This window comes from Kocuria sp. CPCC 205263, from assembly GCF_040981075.1.
In the GTDB taxonomy this organism is placed as follows: domain Bacteria; phylum Actinomycetota; class Actinomycetes; order Actinomycetales; family Micrococcaceae; genus Kocuria; species Kocuria rosea.
This window is the reverse complement of sequence record NZ_JAVKPV010000015.1, coordinates 1-17,944: the sequence shown is the minus strand read 5'-3', so window position 1 is coordinate 17,944 and position 17,944 is coordinate 1. Positions and strand designations below refer to the sequence as shown.

Genomic DNA, 17,944 nt, shown 5'->3' with positions numbered 1-17,944 from the left:
GTCAGTGGTTCTTGTGCTGGGAGCGCAGGAGGTAGCCGACGCCGCGCTTGGTGTGGATCAGCGGGGGCAGCTCCGGGTCGTTGTCGATCTTGCGGCGCAGGTAGGAGATGTAGGACTCCACGATCGAGGCGTCCCCGTTGAAGTCGTACTCCCACACGTGGTCGAGGATCTGCGCCTTGGACAGCACCCGGTTCGGATTGAGCATGAGGTAGCGCAGCAGCTTGAACTCGGTGGGGGACAGATCGATCTCCCGCTCGCCCCGGAACACCTCGTGCGCGTCGTCGTCGAGGACCAGGTCGTCCACGCGCAGCCGGGAGTCGTCCTCCTCGGCGGGCTGCGTGCGGCGCAGGACCGCGCGGATGCGGGCGACGACCTCGTCGAGGCTGAAGGGCTTGGTGACGTAGTCGTCGCCGCCCACGGTCAGACCGGTGACCTTGTCCTCGGTCTCGTCCTTCGCCGTGAGGAAGAGGATGGGGAAGTGCTGCCCGGACCCGCGCAGCTTGCGGGTCACGGTGAAGCCGTCCATGTCCGGGAGCATGACGTCGAGCACCGCGAGGTCCGGGTTCTCGGACTCCGCCTTGGCCAGGGCGTCACGGCCGTTGGCGGCGGTGACCACCTCGAAGCCGGCGAAGCGCAGGGACGTGGCCAGCAGCTCGAGGATGTTGGGCTCGTCGTCGACGACGAGCAGTTTCGCTTCGGGGTTGTCGTTCTTCACGCCGCCCATTTTCTCGGAACACCCTGAACGCCGCCTGAACGGCGCTCACCGGTCCTCGGGGAGTTCGCCGGGGGCCTCGACGGCGGCGGCGTCGACGATCCGGTAGGCGTAGCCCTGCTCCGCGAGGAAGCGGCGGCGCCGGGCCGCGTAGTCGGCGTCCACGGTGTCGCGGGCCACCACGGTGTAGAAGGTCGCCGGGCGGCCGTCGTGCTTGGGCCGCAGCAGCCGGCCCAGGCGCTGCGCCTCCTCCTGGCGGGAGCCGAAGGCCCCCGAGACCTGCACCGCGACCGAGGCCTCCGGCAGGTCCACCGAGAAGTTCGCGACCTTGGAGACCACGAGCACCGGCAGCTCCCCGGCCCGGAACGCGGCGAAGAGCTTCTCCCGCCGGGCCGTGCCGGTGCTGCCGTTGAGCACCGGGGCGGCCAGCAGCGCGCCCAGCTCGTCGAGCTGGTCCAGGAACTGCCCGATCACGAGCACCGGCTCCCCTCGGTGGCGGGCCACGAGCCGGGCCACGACGTCGAGCTTGTGCGCGGAGGACGAGGCGAGGCGGTGCCGGTCGGCGTCCTCAGCGGAGGCGTAGGCCATCCGGTCCGCGAGGGGCAGCTCCACCCGGACCTCGACGCAGTCGGCGGGGGCGATGTGGCCCTGGGCCTCGATCTCCCGCCACGGCGCGTCGTAGCGCTTCGGGCCGATGAGGGAGAACACCTCGCCCTCGCGGTGGTCCTCGCGCACCAGGGTGGCCGTCAGGCCCAGCCGGCGCCGCGCCTGCAGCTCGGCGGTCATCCGGAACACGGGGGCGGGCAGCAGGTGCACCTCGTCGTAGACGATCAGCCCCCAGTCGTGCCCGTCGAGCAGCTCGAGGTGCGGGTGGATCCCGCCACGGCGCGCCGTCAGCACCTGGTAGGTGGCGATCGTCACCGGGCGGACCTCCTTGACGGCTCCGGAGTACTCGCCGATCTCGTCCTCCGTCAGGGTGGTCCGGCGCAGCAGCTCGGCCTTCCACTGCCGCGCCGAGACCGTGCTCGTGACCAGGACGAGCGTCGTCGTCGAGCTCGCGGCCATCACCCCGGCGCCCACCAGCGTCTTGCCCGCGCCGCACGGCAGGACGACGACGCCGCTGCCGCCCGCCCAGAAGTTCTCCACCGCGTGGCGCTGGTAGGGGCGCAGGGCCCAGGCCTCGCCCGTCAGGGGGTCCGTCTCCGTCAGGGCGACGGGGTGGGGCGTGCCGTCCACGTAGCCGGCCCGGTCCTCCGCCGGCCACCCCACGGTGAGCAGCAGCTGCTTGAGCTGGCCGCGGGCGCTCGCGTGCACCACCGTGGTGGCGCCGTCGATGCGGGGACCGAGCAGCGGGGCGATCTTCCGGTGCCGGGCGATCTCCTCCAGGACGGGGGCGTCGTGGCAGCGCAGCACGAGCCCGTGCACCGGGTCCTGCTCGAGCACCAGGCGGCCGTAGCGGGACATCGTCTCGTCGATGTCCAGGAGCAAGGCGTGGGGGACCGGGAAGCGGGAGCGGGTGAGGAGGACGTCGAGCACCTGCTCGGCGTCCAGCCCGGCGGCCCGGGCGTTCCACAGGCCCAGCGGGGTGATGCGGTAGGTGTGCACGTGCTCCGGGGCGCGCTCGAGCTCCGCGAAGGCCGCGAGCTCCCGCCGGGCGTCGTCGGCGTCCTCGTGGTCGAGCTCGAGCAGCACGGTCCGGTCGCTCTGGACGATCAGGGGTCCCACGGGGCGGCTCCTCCGCTGTCGGTCGGGTCGTCGATCAGATCCTCGGCCAGGTGCTCGGCCGGGTCGTCCGGCGGGCGCCGCGCGCGGTCCCGGCCGGTGAGCCGGTCCACCAGGTCCTCGATCTCCTCCGCGGAGTGTACGGGCAGGCGCGGAGCGGGCACCTCGAGCAGCAGGGTCGGGTCCGCGGCGGGGTCCTGCGGCGCGGGCTCCGCGGGGGCGACGTCGAGGGCCGGCTCCGTGCCGGTGGCCCGGACGGCCGCCGCGAGCTCCCGGAGCCCGCTCTCCCGGCCGGCGGGTCCCCGGCGCCGGCCGGGAGCCTCCTCCCCGGCGTCGACCACGAGCACGCCGGGGGCGGGCCGGCGCAGCCGCCGCCCCGCGAGGTCCGGGGAGCCGGCGAGCGCCTCCAGCAGCTCCTCCTCGCCGGTCAGCACCCAGTCCGCCCGGGTGATCCGGATCCGCCCGTGCCCCCGGCCGGCCTCCTCGACCAGGTAGGCCAGGGCCTGGGGCACCGGGCCCCGGCCGTGCTCCTCGAGCCAGGCCAGGATCGAGGGCGGGGTCCAGCCGGCGTCGAGCGCCCGGTGCAGGGAGCGCTCGCTGAAGCGGTGCCGCGGGACCGGCCCGTGGCCCTCCGGCTCCGCCAGCCGGTCGAGGGCGCGCGCCACGTCCGGGGCGAGGTGGCCCGTGGCCGTCGCCGTGAGGTCGCTCTGCAGCAGCACCGTCCGCGAGGGCGCGGGCAGCCACCCGCCCACGGAGCGGACGGCGTCTTCGGGCCGGTCCTCCGCGAGCGCCCGGCCGGGCTCGGTGAGGGCGTCGGCACCCACCAGGCCGAGCTCGGCGGCCTCCGTCAGCATCCCCTGGCCCCACCGGTCCAGGGCCCGGGCCAGGCGCGGGCGCCGCCAGCGGGCGAGCACCAGCACGTCCTCGGGGCCGTGGCCACCCGGCGCCCGCTCGGCGAGCTCGGCGTGGGCGGCGAGCAGTGCCCGGCGCACCACCGGGGCCTCCGGGGCGTGGGTGCCGCGGGTGAGGACCCCGACGACCGTGCCGTCCGCGAGGGGCAGGCCCACCGCGGAGGGGACGACGTCGGAGGCCAGCCACGACCGGACCACGTGCCACCACTGGTCGGCGCGCTCGGCGTCCTCGAAGGGCGCCGGCGCTGGGCGCCAGGCCGAGGTGTCCGGGTCCAGCCGCACGAGCCCGGCCAGTTCGCCCAGACCGAGGAGTCGGACGAGCTCGGGGTGCTCGATCCCGAGGGCGGAGCGCAGCCGGCGCAGCTCGCGCACGCCGATCCCGCCCGCCCGCAGGGTGGTCAGCGGGCGGGCCCGCAGCTCGGTGCGCAGGGTCGCGGTCCGGCGCAGCAGCTGCTCGACCGCCGCCGCGGCGGCGTTGTCCCGCAGCCGGTCGGGCACCCGGAGGGCCGGCCCGACCGGCGGCTCCGAGGAGGTCGTGGCCCACGGGTCGGGCCCGCGCAGGAGCAGCCCGACCTCCCTCGGGAGCTCCACGTGGCGGGAGTCCACGGGGATGAGGACGCCGTGGGCCAGGAGCCAGTCGACGGGCCGGGCGCCGGCGTCGACGGCCGGGTCGACACGGCGCAGGGCGTCCGGCAGAGCGCCCACGGGACGGGAGCGGAACCGCTCGAGGACCTCCCGCGCGGGGGCGGGCCACTGCGCGAGGTCCTCGGCGGTGCGCGGCAGTGCCGCGGTCCCCGCCGCGTCCGGTGCCCCGCCGCGCAGCCGGGCGGCGAGGGCGGCGAGCACCGGCCGCGGACGGCCGAGACCTGCCGGATAGCGGCCGAGGGCCTCCGCCAGGCCGGGCACGAGCCGGAGCGCGTCGTCGTCCCGGTGGACCAGACCCAGACGGTGCAGCCGGTCCCAGGGCGGGTCGGTCAGCAGCCGCGCGGCGGGATCCTCCGGCGGGCCCAGCAGCACGGCGCGCTCGACGGCGTCCAGCTCGGGCCGGGAGAGGGCGTCGAGGGCCCGGCGCAGCCCCGCCCGGGACAGCAGGGCCTCGGCGAGGTCCTCGAGGGACTCCGTGCCCGGGCGCGCGGCGTCGGGCCGGGCGGCGAGCAGCTCGCCCAGCTCGGCGGGGGAGCGGGACGCGAGATCCCGGAGCAGCCCGTCCGGGAGCACGGATCAGGCCCGGCGGCGGCGCAGCAGGGAGCGCACGAGGACCGCGCAGAACAGCAGGAAGGCTACCGGGAACGCGAACCACGGCACCACCGTGAGCCCGTCCCAGGGGTCCGCTCCGACGGCCGTGAGCACGAGCAGCAGGGCGAGGCACACGGCGCACACCAGGCCGAGCACGACCGCGGAGACGCCGAGGACGTCGATCCCTGGGCGTCGGGCGGTGCGGTGCGCGGGCGCGCGGTCGTCGGAGACAGGCATGGCTCCAGGGTACCGAGCGCAACGGTGTGCCGCTGACCGCGCCCCGGCGGTCCCCGCCCCCGGAGCAGGGCTAGAATGGGAGGTTCCACAGGGTGGCTCGGCGGCAGGGACCGACGGGCCGCCCCTCCACGAACACGAGGGAGACAGCGTGCCCACCGGCAAGGTCAAGTGGTTCGATGCGAAGAAGGGCTTCGGCTTCCTGGCGGCCGACGACGGCCAGGAAGTGTTCCTGCCCTCCTCGGCGTTGCCCTCCGGTGCCACCACGGTGAAGCCGGGCACGCGGATGGAGTTCGGGGTGGCCCAGGGGCGGCGCGGCGCGCAGGCGCTCTCCGTCCGGATCCTCGACCGGACCCCGTCGGTCGCGAAGAACGTCCGGAAGCCCGCCGACGAGATGGCGGTCATCACGGAGGACCTCATCAAGCTCCTGGACGAGATGTCCAACGGGCTGCACCGGGGCCGCTACCCGGACTCCGCGCACGGGAAGAAGATCGCGGCCATCCTGCGCACGGTGGCCGACAACCTGGACGTCTGAGGCCGCCGCGCCGTTCCGTCCACCGATCCCGAGCACCCATCCGCCGGCCCCGCCGGCACCCACACGAGGGAGACCAGCAGTGACCGAGGAGACCGTCCAGGACGCGCCCGCCGAGGCCGTGCCGCCGGCGCCCGAGCAGGCTGCACCGGTGGCAGCGGCGCCCCGCCGGCGCCGGGCCCCGAAGCAGGACCCCCTGCTGGTGGCCGACGTCGCCACGGCTCGCGCCGGGGTGGAGCAGATCGCGGAGCCCTCGCAGATCGGCGCCGGTCACCGGGTGACGGTGGAGGAGGACCGGCTGGTCGTCCACCACTTCGAGTGCGCGCTGCCCGGGTACCGGGGCTGGAACTGGTTCGCGAGCCTGGCCCGCGCCCCGCGCAGCAAGGCGGTGACGGTCTGCGAGGTCGGCCTGCTGCCGGGGGAGGACGCCTTGCTGGCGCCCGAGTGGGTCCCGTGGTCCGCCCGCGTCAGCGCCGAGGAGAAGGCCCAGGAGGAGCAGGACCGGGCCGAGGACGAGGCCGGGGAGAACGCGGCGGCCGACGGGCCCGAGGGCTCCGGCGGCGCCCCTGACGGCGAGCCGGCGTCCGGTGACTGGGCCGAGGACAGGCCGGTCCCGCCGCAGGAGGGCGAGGGGCTCTGACCGCTCCGCCGGGGCCGGGGACCGCGAGGACGGACGAGGCCCCGGAGCCCGCGCGCGGGATGTTCCGGTCCTTCCGGTTCCGCAACTACCGGCTGTGGTTCCTGGGCGCGCTCGTGTCCAACATCGGCACGTGGATGCAGCGCACGGCCCAGTCGTGGCTGGTCTTCGACGAGCTCTCGGACCACGACGCCACCGCCATGGGCGTGGTGACGGCCCTGCAGTTCCTGCCACAGCTCTTCCTCGCGCCCTGGGCCGGCGTGCTCGCGGACCGGCTCGACCGGCGGCGCCTGCTGCTGTGGACTCAGACGGCCATGGCGGTGCTGGCGGCCGGTCTGGGAGTGCTGGTCCTGGCCGACGCGGCCACCCTGTGGCACGTCTACGGCTTCGCCCTCGCCCTGGGCGTCGTCTCCACCCTCGACGCCCCCGTGCGCCAGACCTTCGTCTCGGAGATGGTCGACGACGCCTACCTCTCCAACGCCGTGGCCCTGAACGCGACCTCGTTCAACGCCGCGCGGATGATCGGGCCCGCCGTGGCCGGCGTGCTCGTGGCCTCCATCGGCTCGGGCTGGGTGTTCCTCCTCAACACGCTGACCTTCGGCGCGATGCTCGCCGCCGTCCTGGCGATCCGCGCCGACGAGCTGCGCGGGATGCCGCGCTCCGGCCGGGGGCGGGGCCAGATCCGGGAGGGGCTGGCCTACGTGGCCGGCCGCCCCGACATCGTGGCGGTGCTGGTCACCATCTTCCTCATCGGCACCTTCGGGCTGAACTTCGCGGTCTTCCTGGCCGCCATGGCCGGACCCGAGTTCGGCCGGGGATCGGAGACCTTCGGGCTGCTCAACTCGGTGCTCGCGGTCGGCACGGTGGCCGGGGCCCTGCTCTCGGCCCGGCGCCGCAGCGCCCGGCTGCGCTACGTCTACGGGGGCAGCGCCGTCTTCGCCCTCAGCTGCCTGGGCGCGGCGACGGCACCCACCCTGCCGCTGTTCGCGCTGTGGCTGGTCCCCTGCGGGCTGTCCTCCCTGACCATCATGACCACCGCCAACGCGTACGTGCAGTCCACCACCTCCCCGGTGATGCGCGGACGCGTCATGAGCCTCTACATGGCCATCTTCATGGGCGGCACCCCGATCGGGGCGCCGGTCGTCGGCTGGATCACCGACGCCCTCGGGGCGCGCTGGGGCATGGGGGTCGCCGTGGCGGCGGGTCTCGGCGGGGCCCTGGTGGGCTTCGTCGTCTGGTTGCGGCTGCGCGCGGAGCGCTCCGCGCCCGGCAACTCCGGCTAGCGCCCGGCTCCTCCGCGGAGCTGCTCGACGACGTGGTCCACACAGGCCAGCAGCCGGGCGACGTCGTCGGGCTCGATGGAGACGAACGTGGCGATCCGCAGCTGGTTGCGCCCCAGCTTGCGGTAGGGCTCGACGTCGACCACGCCGTGGGCGCGCAGGGCCGCCGCGACGCCGGCCGCGTCCACGGAGCCGTCGAAGTCCACGGTGGTGATCACGGTGGAGCGGTCCTCGGGGCGGGCCACGAACGGGGACGCGAAGGACGAGGCCTCGGCCCACCCGTAGACGAGGTCCGAGGAGGCCTTCGTGCGGGCCGCGGCCCAGGTCATGCCGCCCTGGTCGTTGAGCCAGCGGACCTGCTCGTCGAGCATCACCAGAGTGGCCAGGGCCGGGGTGTTGTAGGTCTGGTTCTTCCGGGAGTTCTCGAGCGCCGTGGTCAGCTGCAGGAAGTCGGGGATCCACCGCCCGGAGGCGCCGATCCGCTCGATCCGCTCGATCGCCGCGGGGGAGAACGCGCCCAGCCACAGTCCGCCGTCCGAGCCGAAGTTCTTCTGCGGGGAGAAGTAGTAGACGTCCGCCGCGGCCACCTCCGCGGCCATCCCCCCGGCCGCCGAGGTCGCGTCCACCAGCACCAGCGCGTCGTCCGCGATCCCGGAGGGCCGGTGCACGGGCGCGGCGACACCGGTGGACGTCTCGTTCTGGGGCCACGCGTAGACGTCCACGCCTTCCTCCGCACGGGCCTCCGGGCGGGTGCCGGGGGCGGAATCCACGATCGAGGAGGCCTCCAGGAACGGTGCGCCGTCGGTGGCCTGGGCGAACTTCGCGCCGAACTCCCCGAACACCAGGTGCTGGGCCCTCCGCTCGACGAGCCCGAACGCGGCGGCGTCCCAGAACGCGGTGGCCCCGCCCAGGCCCAGGAGCACCTCGTGGCCGGCGGGCAGGCCGAGGAACTGCGCGAGGCCCTCGCGCACCGAGCCCACGAGCTCCTGCACCGGCGCCTGGCGGTGGGAGGTGCCGAGCAGGCCGGCTCCGGCGCGCGACACGGCCTCGACCTGTGCCGGGCGGATCTTGGAGGGGCCGGCGCCGAAGCGGCCGTCGGCGGGCAGCAGGTGCTGGGGGATGGTGACGTGTGCGGGCAACGGGCGCTCCCTCGTGGGTGACGTGCGGCGGGTGGTGCGCGACGGGCACGGCCGCCGCGGGGGCCGCTCGCGCCGTTCGCGACTCGGCCCATTCTGCCCCACCCGCGGGGGAGGGCCCCGCGGGCGCCTCCTCCCCTCCGGGCGGCCGGAGGGCGCGCGGACTAAGCTCGTGCGGGTAGACCGGACCGGGCGGGATCCCCGGGCCGGGACGGCCGGACGAAGGATGACTGAGGCATGAGCGACTTGATCGACACCACGGAGATGTACCTGCGGACCGTCCTCGAGCTCGAGGAGGAGGGGATCACGCCGATGCGGGCGCGGATCGTCGAGCGCCTCGACCACTCCGGGCCCACGGTCTCGCAGACGGTGTCCAGGATGGAGCGGGACGGGCTGCTGACGGTGGGCCAGGACCGGTCGCTGCTGCTCACCCCTGCCGGCCGTGAGCGTGCCGTGCAGGTGATGCGCAAGCACCGGCTGGCGGAGCGGCTGCTCGCCGACGTCATCGGCCTGGACCTCGCCCAGGTGCACGACGAGGCGTGCCGGTGGGAGCACGTGATGAGCGAGCAGGTCGAGCGGCGGCTCGTGGACCTGCTGCACAGCCCCCGGTACTCGCCGTACGGCACGCCGATCCCCGGTCTGGCCGCCCTCGGGGTCGAGGAGAGCCCCGCAGCGGCCCATCCCTCCCTGCTCGACGCCGCCCGCCACGACCCGGTCGGATCGCACACCGTGGCGCTGCTGCCCGAGGTGGTCCAGGCGGACGCGGACCTCCTGGGCGTGCTGAGCGACGTGGGAGTGCTCACCGGGGCGGAGGTCACGGCCCGGGTGGACGGTCAGATCGTGCGCATCGAGGTGGCGGCCACGGGGCGGTCCGCGGAGATCGACCTGCGCACCGCTGCGGCCATCCGCGTCCTCGCTCCCTGAGGCGCCGCCGCCTCTCGGAGCGGGCCGGCGAACGGTTCGTCCCGGGTGTGGGGACGTTCACAAGCCACTTTCGGCCAGTTCGGCCCGGTCCGGACCCCGGAGGCGCGGCTTCCCTGGTGACAGGCGGATTGTCAGGGCGCTCGAAGGCCCTGCACAGCTCGTCACGGGTGCGAATTGATCGTCCCACGCGTCTCAATGGCTTGGCATTGAGACCCGAGGCGTTGTTCGGCTGTTATCTGTCGTGATCAAAACGTGACGCTTCCGTAATCTGTCATGTACTGTTCAACGCGTGCCGATCACTGGTCGGATCGGCGCCCTCGGAGCACATTGCCGAATTCTGCCGGTGCCCGTGGCCTCTACACAGAAACTGCTTGGCAGAAGCGGGGGAACCATTTTCGGTCCCGGTGATCCGGGTCCTTGGGGTTAAGTCGTCAGAGCGCGTGCGTTCTGCGGCCGGGTGTCTCCCACCCGAATCCGACAGCTCACCTCGTAGGCAAAGGGAGGAACTCAACCATGTCGCTTTTCACGCTGAACGCTGCCCGCCACCGTGCCGAGACCACCTCGCACGTCGTGCGCAACACCACCATCGCCGCCGCTGCCGGCGCCGCGATGATCGGCTCCGTCGCCCCGGCCCAGGCCTTCGCCCAGGCCCCCGTCGAGACCGGCGCGGCCTATTCGGCCCCGGCCTCCGCCTCGCTGGCCGAGTACTCCTCGTACACCTACCAGGCCCCGGTCGCCGCGCAGCCCGCCGCTCCCGCCTACGAGGCCCCGGCTCCGGCCCCGCAGCAGACCGCCGCCACCTCGAGCGTCACCCCGCAGTCCACCGCCACCACCGAGATCGCCCCGGCCGCCGGCGGCGTCGTGGGCACCGCGATGTCCGCGCAGGGTGCGGGCTACGTCTACGGCGGCACCGCCTACGGCGCCTGGGACTGCTCCGGCTTCACCCAGTGGGTCTTCGCCCAGAACGGCATCGACCTGCCCCGGACCACCTGGTCCCAGTTCGCGGCGGGCACCCCCACCGCCAACCCGCAGCCCGGTGACCTCGTCTCGCAGAACGGCGGCGCCCACGTGGGCATCTACATCGGCGGCGGCAAGATGATCTCCGCCCTCAACCCGACCCAGGGCACCCAGGTCCACTCCGTCAACGCCATGCAGCTGGACGGCTACTACACCTTCTGATCCGGTCCGCCGCCCGCGACGACCCCGCTCGTCGCGGGCGGCACCCGATCACCCCCCTCCCGCACGCCGAGAGCCGCTCTCCCGGTTCCCGGCGGTGCCTGCTGTCCGACCGGACGGCGCCCCCCTCCTCCGCTCGCCCGGCCGTCGTTCCCGATCCCGGAACGCACCCCTGCCGGACACCGTTCCACCCCGCGCGCTGCCCGGGGTGATCCGTGCTGTCACCCGCGCCCTCCGGCAGGCCCGGCTCCGAAAGAAAGTCGTCTGAACTCCTCATGACCCGTGATCTGACCTCCTCGAACGTCATCGGCTCGCTCTTCTCCGGCAAGGCCCGCACCGTGGCCGCCGTGGCCGCCTTCTCCGGGCTGGCCCTCGCCACCACCGTCTCCGTGCAGGCCGCTCCGGCCCAGGACGCCTCCGCCGATGCCCCGCTGTCCGCCGTGGCCGCGGCCACCCCCGCCGCGGCGCCCACCGTGTCCCTCGAGCCCGTCGCCCACGTGCAGAAGGCCGAGCCCCAGCCCGACCGGAAGACCGAGAAGAAGAAGGTCGAGACCCCGGTCGTCGCGGCTCCCGCCGTGGCCGCTCCGGCGCCGAAGGCCGCCGCCGCGCCCGCCCCGGTCGCCGCCCCGCAGCCGGCCGTGCAGGCGGCTCCGGCCCCGAAGCCCGCCGCCGCGCCCGCCCCGGCCCCGAAGGCCGCTCCGGTCGCCGCTCCGAAGCCGGCCGTGCAGGCGGCTCCGGCCCCGAAGCCCGCCGCCGCGCCTGCCCCGAAGCCGGCCGTGCAGGCCGCTCCGGCCGCCCAGCGCACCGTCGCCCCGCAGAGCTCGGCCTCCGGCAAGGGCGCGACCATCTCCTCCGCCGCCATGGGTCAGCTCGGTGTGGGCCAGGACTGCACCGCGCTCGTCACCAACGCGCTGCGCGCCGCCGGCATCAACCACCACGGCTGGCCGGCCTCCTACCTGAGCCTCGGCACGCAGGTCTCCGCCGGCCAGGCCCAGCCCGGCGACCTCGTCTACTACGCCGACGGCGGCATGGGCTCGGCCCACATCGGCGTCTACATCGGTGGCGGCAAGGCCGTCCACGGCGGCTGGAACGGCGGCACGACCGTCATCGACAGCGTCAACGTGGGCTCCGGCCCCGTCTACGTCCGCGTGCGCTGACCGCACGCGAGAGCACTGCTTCGGGTGCGCGGTTCCTGGTCGGCCAGACGGGAACCGCGCACCCGCTGTCGTCCCGGCACCCACCGCGCCGGCCACCCCGGCGCCCCGCCGGCGGCCGATAGACTGGGCCCATGTCCACCGACTTCAGCCGCAACGCCCGCACGAGCCTGGATCGCGAGTACGCCTACATGGCCTACGGCATGATCGGCGGCGCCGTGCCCGGCATCGTGGCCGGCTTCGTCGTCGCCGCGTTCGTGGGGCACGCCGCGATGTGGCTCTCGGTCTTCGGCGGCATCGGGATCGTGCTCGGCCTGGTCACCGGGATCCTGCTCCACCGGAGGCGGCACGCTGCGGCCGGGACCGAGGACCCCCGGGAGCGCGGCGCAGCGCCGGAATGACGTGCTCCCGCAGCAGCGGGGCCAGGTCCGCGGGCAGCGCGCCGGGGAAGTCCCCGTCGACGGGCTGCCAGCGCAGCTCCTCGATCTCCGCGAGCGGCACCGGCCGCCCCGTGAGAGGCGCCGTGAACACCGTGCACCGCACCCACGTGCCCGCCTCGTTCGCGGCCGGCGCCACGAACACCCCTAGCAGGCGCAGCTGGGCGGCGTCCAGCCGCAGCCCCACCTCCTCCGCCGTCTCCCGCACGGCGGCGGCCACTGGGGACTCGCCCGGGTCGAGCTTGCCGCCCACTAGCATGAAGCGCTCCGTGCCCCGCTTGCGCACCGTCAGCAGCGCCCCGTCGTCGTCCCGCAGGCACACGGCGGTGATGGTCAGCACCTCGGCGTCCGCCGGGGGAGCGTCCGGGGACTCCTCGGCGGCCGAGCGCAGCCGGCCGATCTCCTCGTCGAGGTTGCGGGCCGCCGCCGGACCCCACCGGCGCTGGGCCGTGTCGGTCCGGAACAGCGGCTGCCGGCCCCGGAGATCCTCCAGCACCTCCAGCCGGGCCCGGGCGAACACCGGGCCGGGCACGTGCGCGTACTCCTTCCGCACGCCCGCCGTGTAGGCGGCGTACCCGTCCGGGTCCGCGCCGAGCACGGAGAGGTCGGCGTCCAGGAGCACCCGTCCGGCGGCGTCGCCGTCCGAGACCCGGTGCCCGAGGGTGAGCAGGACGAGCCGCTCGACCTCCGCCACGAGCGGCTCGGCGAAGCCGGCGGCGCCCAGCCGGGTGCGGGCCAGCTCCGCCGACTCCCGCTCGTCCGCCCCGGGGCGGCCCCGGTAGACGGCGTCGTGGAACCAGGCGGCGAGGACCAGGGCGGCGGACCGGTCGGGGCCGAGGTCGACGCCGGTCCGCAGCAGGTCGACGGCCTCGAGCACCGCCAGCAGGTGAGCGGGACCGTGGTAGTGCCGGTGCGGCTCGCTCCATCGTTCCACGAGCTCCTCGCCCATCGCCGGGTGCCCCGGGAAGCGGGCGGCCCACCGCCGCAGCAGGACCCGGGCGATCCGGTCCGGGCGCGCCCGCGCCGGGACGCGCAGCCCGCTGCGCACGAGCAGGCGCGTGAGCTGCCGCCCGTCGACCGGCACCGCGCCCGCGGCCACCGCCCGCCGGTACTGGCTCTCCGGCACGTCGTAGTGGTCCCGGTCGAAGGCGCGCCGGGCCACGCCCAGCCGGTCCGCGAAGTCGTGCAGCTCCTCGTAGGACGTGTCGGAGACCAGGTGCGAGAAGTGCGTCCCGTGGGCGGGCCAGAGCGGCGGATCGATGTAGACGGGCATGCGACCGATCCTAACGGGGCCGGTTAGCGGGGGTCCGGGGGACCCCCTAGACTGTTCGCGTCGCCCTCGTAGCTCAGGGGATAGAGCACGGCTCTCCTAAAGCCGGTGTCGTTGGTTCGAATCCAATCGGGGGCACGCACGGACGCCCCGGACCGCACGGTCCGGGGCGTCCTGCTGTCCGGAACGGAGCCGGCGGGGTCGGGCGGCCTCTGCGCGGCCGGGAGCCGGGCTCACCCCCGCGGCCCGGAACGCGGGTCCTGCCGCGGGGCGCCGGCGGCCCTCGACCGGCGCCGCAGTGCCTCCACGGCCACGGCCCCGGTCACGGCGAGCAGCAGCACGAGCAGCACCCAGCGGGCGATCACCAGCACGGACGCCGTGGTCACGGCGGCGCCGTCCCCGGGGTCCGCGAGAGCCGCGTCGATGGCCGCGTTGCCGGCCAGGGACACGGCCGCGAAGCCGAGCACCACCGCCGAGCGCAGCCACCGCCGGGCGCGGGACTGCGTGTTGACCGCCACGAACAGCAGCCACGCCAGCCCCACGAACAGCGGCGCCAGCAGCCCGGAGGAGGCGTGCACGGCCTCGTACTGGGCGAGTCCCTCCTCGCCCAGCGCCGCGGCGAGCCGCTGGGCGTGCGCCTGGTCGAAACCGCCCGGCATCCACTCGGGCAGGGTCAGCCCGCCGGCCGCGACGGCGCCGAACCGGGGGAGGACCCGGGCGTGCACCCAGAGCCACAGGAGCGCCGAGACGGACATGGCCACGCCCACCACCAGCCCCGAGCTCGACCTCGTGGGCTCGGGGCGGAGCTCCCCGGGAGCCGCCTCGTGCAGGCGGGTCCCCCGGGCCGGTCCCGGGGCTGCCGTGCTGCCGCCGTGCTTGCGTGCCTTCTGTGCGCGTGTCAGTCCCATGCCCCCATTATCCGGCGCGCGCCCGCCGCCCAACGCCGGGACCGCGGGGTAGGCTGGGGCCACCCGCACCGGCCCTGACGGGCCGCACGGGGGGCGGACCGGCCGACGACGACCGGGCGCTCGACGAGGACGACACGGAGGTGCCGGTCATGGAACTGTCCATCGGACTCCCGGACGGCCTGCTCATGCGGCTGACCGAGGGCAACGTGCTGACGCTGTTCGAGAAGGACCACGAGACGGTGCGCCGCACGGTGGACTGCTCCGTCCTCGGCGGCGCCCCCATCGCCGACATGGTGTGGTCGCACAAGCTCTCGGCCGTGATCGTGGCGGTGCCCTCCCTGCACCGGCTCTTCCGCTGGGACCCGTACACCGACGTGCTGTACGAGTTCGCGGGCACGGGCGAGTCCGGGCGGCGGGACGGGAAGGCGGCGCAGGCCAAGTTCGCCGCGACCGTCTCCATCACCGAGGACGGCAACGGCACGCTGTGGCTCATCGACCGGGACTCCTCGTCCCTGCGCTGCATCGAGATCGACACCGACAAGCCCGACGGCGGCCCGCAGGTCTGCACCGTGGTCGGCCGGGCGGGCGCGGGGTTCGCGGACGGGCCCGCGGACGTGGCCCAGCTGGACCACCCCGAGGACCTGCAGATCCTCTACGACGGCTCCATCGTGATCGCCGACACCGGCAACGACGCCATCCGGCACCTCGACCCGGCCAACCGGGAGCTCGACACCGTCTACGGCGGAGGGACCGAGGGCTCCGTCGAGTTCGACGACGAGATCGAGCTGAAGCGGCCCGTCCGGGTCACGGTCGCCGACTCGGAGCTGTGGGTCGAGGACGACAACGGCCGGCACCGGCTCGAACTGCACTTCGTCTGAGGGCCGTCCCCCGGCCGGCCCGGCTGTCGCCGGGCCTCGGTAGACTGGGTCCACGATGGACTACCTCTTCGACAACCCGCTCCTGCCCTCCGCCTCCGTGGCCCGCCCCGGCACCGACACCCGCCCACGGCTGGGCACCGTCTCCGCCGACGCCCTGGTGGAGGGGCTCAACGACCCGCAGCGGGCAGCCGTGGAGCACTCCGGCTCACCGCTGCTGATCGTCGCCGGCGCCGGCTCGGGCAAGACCCGGGTGCTGACCCACCGGATCGCGCACCTGCTGGCCACCGGGCGCGCCCACCAGGGCGAGATCCTGGCGATCACGTTCACGAACAAGGCCGCCGCCGAGATGCGCGAGCGCGTGGTGGAGCTGGTGGGGGACTCCGCGAGGTCGATGTCGATCTCCACCTTCCACTCCTTCTGCGTGCGCGTGCTGCGGCGGGAGGCCGCCAGCGTGGGCCTGAAGTCGACCTTCTCCATCTATGACTCCGCCGACTCCCTGCGGTTGCTCACCCTCGTGGCCAAGCAGCACGACCTCGACCCCAAGCGCTTCGCGCCCAAGAGCATCCAGCACCGGATCTCCGCGCTGAAGAACGAGCTCGTCGACGACGAGACGTACCTGTCCCGGGTCTCCGAGACCGACCCCTTCGAGAGCGCCGTGGCCCAGGTCTACCGCGGCTACACGGAGCGGCTGCGCGCGGCCAACGCCATGGACTTCGACGACCTCATCGCCCAGACCGTGCACATGCTCCGGGCGTTCCCGCAGGTCGCCGAGTACTACCGGCGGCGGTACCGGCACGTGCTCATCGACGAGTACCAGGACACCAACCACGCGCAGTACGCGCTGGTCCGGGAGCTCGTCGGGACCGGGGCGGACGCCGGGACCGGACCGGGGGCGAGCCCCGTGCCGCCCGCCGAGCTGACCGTCGTGGGGGACTCGGACCAGTCGATCTACGCGTTCCGCGGGGCCGACATCCGCAACATCGTCGACTTCGAGCAGGACTACCCCCAGGCCCGCACCATCCTGCTGGAGCAGAACTACCGGTCCACCCAGAACATCCTCACCGCGGCCAACGCGGTGATCGCCAAGAACAAGGGCCGCCGGGACAAGCGGCTGTGGACGGCCTCCGGCAGCGGCGAGAAGATCACCGGCTACGCCGCCGAGAACGAGCACGAGGAGGCCCGCTTCATCGCCGAGGAGATCGACCGTCTCCAGGACGAGGACGGGTACCGCCCCGGCGACGTCGCCGTGTTCTACCGCACCAACGCGCAGTCCCGCTCCCTCGAGGAGATCCTCATGCGCGTGGGCCTGCCCTACAAGGTGGTGGGCGGCACCCGCTTCTACGAGCGCAAGGAGATCAAGGACGCCCTGTCCTACCTGCGCGCGATCGTGAACCCGGACGACGACATCAACGTCCGCCGGATCGTCAACGAGCCCAAGCGCGGGATCGGCGACCGCGCGGAGGGCGCCGCCGCGGCCCTCGCCGAGCGCGAGCGGGTCTCCTTCATGGCCGCGCTGCGCCGCGCCGACGAGGCGCCCGGCATGGCCACCCGCTCCCTGAATGCGGTCAAGGCCTTCGTCCAGCTCATGGACGACCTCGCCTCGGTCGCCGAGGGCTCGGGGGCCGCCACGGTCCTCGAGGCCGTCCTGGAGCAGTCCGGATACCTCGCCGCGCTGCGCCAGTCGCAGGACCCCCAGGACGAGTCCCGGGTCGAGAACCTCGCGGAGCTCGTGGCCGTGGTCCGCGAGTTCGAGCGGGACCACCCCGACGCCGGGCTGCCCGAGTTCCTCGAGCACGTCTCCCTCGTGGCCGACGCCGACCAGATCCCGAACCGGCCCGCCGCCGGCACCGTGGGCGGGCCGAGCGCCGAGCAGATCGCGGCCGAGGTCGCCGAGGCCCGCGCCCAGGGCGTGGTCACCCTCATGACCCTGCACACCGCCAAGGGCCTCGAGTTCCCCGTGGTCTTCCTGACCGGCATGGAGCACGGGCTGTTCCCGCACCAGCGCTCCCTCACGGACGAGAAGGAGATGGAGGAGGAGCGGCGGCTCGCCTACGTGGGGCTCACCCGGGCCCGCGAGCGCCTGTACCTCACCCGCTCCGAGTTCCGCTCCATGTGGGGGCAGTCCCAGTACAACCCGGCCAGCCCGTTCCTCGACGAGATCCCGGCGGAGCTCCTCGACTGGAAGCGCGAGGGGTCCTCGGCCCCGGCGTCGTGGGGCTCCTCGCTGCACGGCGGCGGCTCCGGGCAGCGGGACCCGATGCGGGGCTCCTACTGGGGCGCCGCCGCGGCGTCGAACGCGGCCTTCGAGCGGATGGCGCCGTCCCGGGCCACCACGGCCGGACGGGTCCAGCCCAACAAGGAGATCCCCAGCCTCACGGTCGGCGACACCGTGGACCACACGGCGTTCGGGAAGGGCACCGTGGTGTCCCTCGAGGGCGCCGGCGACAAGACCGTGGCGAAGGTGCGGTTTGGGGCCGACGAGAAGCGGCTGCTGCTGCGCTACGCGCCGCTGACGAAGGTCGGCTGAGCCGACCCGGTTCCGCCCGCTCCCGCGGGGGTCGTTCCGGTGGCACTCGCCCCCGGTCCCGTGCCGGAACCGGGGCGGAACGTGCGGAGAGCCTCCGGCCGGACGTGGTCCCTGACCACACTCCGACCGGAGGCTCTCCGCACGTCAGGGCATCCCTGCCGCTGACCTCTCAGGGCGCCCCTAGGAGGACTTCGCCTTCACCGTGTAGATCGCGCCGGTCGAGACGTCCTCCTCGAGGGCCTCGAGCGTGCGTCCCCGGGTCTCCGGGAC

The 17,944-nt window shown here is 74.4% G+C and carries 16 protein-coding genes, 1 tRNA gene and 1 riboswitch; of the genes, 10 read left to right on the top strand and 7 right to left on the bottom strand.

All coding sequences use genetic code 11. The features are described from left to right. Position 1: 1 nt before the first annotated feature. From RF647_RS17120 to RF647_RS17105, 4 genes are read right to left on the bottom strand one after another with little or no spacing between them, the layout of a single operon-like run. Complete coding sequence (locus tag RF647_RS17120) at positions 2-724, bottom strand: response regulator transcription factor (protein ID WP_368812760.1); 723 nt, start codon at positions 722-724, stop codon at positions 2-4. 36 nt (positions 725-760) lie between these two features. Continuing rightward, positions 761-2,437, bottom strand: coding sequence for a DNA repair helicase XPB (locus RF647_RS17115; RefSeq protein WP_368812759.1), 1,677 nt, complete (start codon positions 2,435-2,437; stop codon positions 761-763). After that, positions 2,425-4,563, bottom strand: coding sequence for a helicase-associated domain-containing protein (locus RF647_RS17110; protein WP_368812758.1), 2,139 nt, complete (start codon positions 4,561-4,563; stop codon positions 2,425-2,427). Before RF647_RS17110 ends, RF647_RS17115 begins: the two co-directional genes overlap by 13 nt. Positions 4,564-4,566: 3 nt before the next feature. Further along, positions 4,567-4,818: a hypothetical protein gene (locus tag RF647_RS17105; protein ID WP_368812757.1), complete on the bottom strand. Its 252-nt coding sequence runs from the start codon at positions 4,816-4,818 to the stop codon at positions 4,567-4,569. Between the two features lie 148 nt (positions 4,819-4,966). Here RF647_RS17105 and RF647_RS17100 point away from each other — a divergent pair, with 148 nt between their 5' ends. From RF647_RS17100 to RF647_RS17090, 3 genes are all read left to right on the top strand, one after another. After that, positions 4,967-5,350, top strand: a complete 384-nt coding sequence (locus RF647_RS17100) for a cold-shock protein (RefSeq protein WP_017832742.1) — start codon at positions 4,967-4,969, stop codon at positions 5,348-5,350. 79 nt (positions 5,351-5,429) lie between these two features. After that, complete coding sequence (locus RF647_RS17095; protein ID WP_368812756.1) at positions 5,430-5,987, top strand: DUF3027 domain-containing protein; 558 nt, start codon at positions 5,430-5,432, stop codon at positions 5,985-5,987. A gap of 59 nt (positions 5,988-6,046) precedes the next feature. Beyond that, positions 6,047-7,267, top strand: a complete 1,221-nt coding sequence (locus RF647_RS17090) for an MFS transporter (RefSeq protein WP_368812755.1) — start codon at positions 6,047-6,049, stop codon at positions 7,265-7,267. Here the strand turns inward: RF647_RS17090 and serC are convergent. Continuing rightward, positions 7,264-8,403, bottom strand: coding sequence for a phosphoserine transaminase (gene serC / locus RF647_RS17085; protein ID WP_368812754.1), 1,140 nt, complete (start codon positions 8,401-8,403; stop codon positions 7,264-7,266). The two genes, RF647_RS17090 and serC, sit on opposite strands and share 4 nt — an antisense overlap. Positions 8,404-8,637: 234 nt before the next feature. Here serC and RF647_RS17080 point away from each other — a divergent pair, with 234 nt between their 5' ends. The 4 genes from RF647_RS17080 (at position 8,638) to RF647_RS17065 (ending at position 12,055) form a co-directional block, all read left to right on the top strand. Then, a complete protein-coding gene (locus RF647_RS17080; protein ID WP_368812753.1) occupies positions 8,638-9,324 on the top strand; it encodes a metal-dependent transcriptional regulator in 687 nt (228 codons plus the stop codon). A 318-nt stretch (positions 9,325-9,642) separates the two neighbouring features. After that, positions 9,643-9,832: riboswitch (cyclic di-AMP (ydaO/yuaA leader) on the top strand. Positions 9,833-9,837: 5 nt separating this feature from the next. Beyond that, positions 9,838-10,503: a C40 family peptidase gene (locus tag RF647_RS17075; RefSeq protein WP_035926910.1), complete on the top strand. Its 666-nt coding sequence runs from the start codon at positions 9,838-9,840 to the stop codon at positions 10,501-10,503. Positions 10,504-10,775: 272 nt separating this feature from the next. After that, the gene (locus RF647_RS17070) at positions 10,776-11,657 is read left to right on the top strand and encodes a C40 family peptidase (protein ID WP_368812752.1); all 882 of its coding nucleotides are present in this window, start codon (positions 10,776-10,778) and stop codon (positions 11,655-11,657) included. 131 nt (positions 11,658-11,788) lie between these two features. Continuing rightward, positions 11,789-12,055, top strand: coding sequence for a hypothetical protein (locus RF647_RS17065; RefSeq protein ID WP_115162348.1), 267 nt, complete (start codon positions 11,789-11,791; stop codon positions 12,053-12,055). Here RF647_RS17065 and RF647_RS17060 read toward each other — a convergent pair. Next, complete coding sequence (locus tag RF647_RS17060; protein WP_368812751.1) at positions 11,973-13,364, bottom strand: DUF4031 domain-containing protein; 1,392 nt, start codon at positions 13,362-13,364, stop codon at positions 11,973-11,975. The genes RF647_RS17065 and RF647_RS17060 overlap by 83 nt on opposite strands. A 62-nt stretch (positions 13,365-13,426) precedes the next feature. On the opposite strand from RF647_RS17060, the gene RF647_RS17055 reads away from it, so the two are divergent. Further along, positions 13,427-13,499: transfer RNA gene (locus RF647_RS17055), tRNA-Arg, on the top strand. Positions 13,500-13,594: 95 nt separating this feature from the next. On the opposite strand, the gene RF647_RS17050 is transcribed toward RF647_RS17055, so the two are convergent. Beyond that, entirely contained in the window at positions 13,595-14,269 is a 675-nt protein-coding gene (locus tag RF647_RS17050) for a hypothetical protein (RefSeq protein ID WP_368812750.1), read from the bottom strand. A 149-nt stretch (positions 14,270-14,418) separates the two neighbouring features. Between RF647_RS17050 and RF647_RS17045 the strand changes: the two genes are divergently transcribed. After that, positions 14,419-15,147, top strand: a complete 729-nt coding sequence (locus tag RF647_RS17045; protein WP_368812749.1) for an integrase — start codon at positions 14,419-14,421, stop codon at positions 15,145-15,147. 55 nt (positions 15,148-15,202) lie between these two features. After that, positions 15,203-17,674, top strand: a complete 2,472-nt coding sequence (gene pcrA, locus RF647_RS17040; RefSeq protein ID WP_368812748.1) for a DNA helicase PcrA — start codon at positions 15,203-15,205, stop codon at positions 17,672-17,674. Positions 17,675-17,944 lie beyond the last annotated feature (270 nt).

Bases quoted from the DNA above. Each gene is read 5' to 3' on its own strand.
- RF647_RS17050 (WP_368812750.1), bottom strand. From the start codon at position 14,269: ATGGGACTGACACGCGCACAGAAGGCACGCAAGCACGGCGGCAGCACG.
- RF647_RS17070 (WP_368812752.1), top strand. From the start codon at position 10,776: ATGACCCGTGATCTGACCTCCTCGAACGTCATCGGCTCGCTCTTCTCC.
- RF647_RS17120 (WP_368812760.1), bottom strand. From the start codon at position 724: ATGGGCGGCGTGAAGAACGACAACCCCGAAGCGAAACTGCTCGTCGTC.
- RF647_RS17090 (WP_368812755.1), top strand. From the start codon at position 6,047: ATGTTCCGGTCCTTCCGGTTCCGCAACTACCGGCTGTGGTTCCTGGGC.
- RF647_RS17045 (WP_368812749.1), top strand. From the start codon at position 14,419: ATGGAACTGTCCATCGGACTCCCGGACGGCCTGCTCATGCGGCTGACC.
- RF647_RS17080 (WP_368812753.1), top strand. From the start codon at position 8,638: ATGAGCGACTTGATCGACACCACGGAGATGTACCTGCGGACCGTCCTC.
- RF647_RS17105 (WP_368812757.1), bottom strand. From the start codon at position 4,818: ATGCCTGTCTCCGACGACCGCGCGCCCGCGCACCGCACCGCCCGACGC.
- RF647_RS17075 (WP_035926910.1), top strand. From the start codon at position 9,838: ATGTCGCTTTTCACGCTGAACGCTGCCCGCCACCGTGCCGAGACCACC.
- RF647_RS17065 (WP_115162348.1), top strand. From the start codon at position 11,789: ATGTCCACCGACTTCAGCCGCAACGCCCGCACGAGCCTGGATCGCGAG.
- RF647_RS17060 (WP_368812751.1), bottom strand. From the start codon at position 13,364: ATGCCCGTCTACATCGATCCGCCGCTCTGGCCCGCCCACGGGACGCAC.
- pcrA (WP_368812748.1), top strand. From the start codon at position 15,203: ATGGACTACCTCTTCGACAACCCGCTCCTGCCCTCCGCCTCCGTGGCC.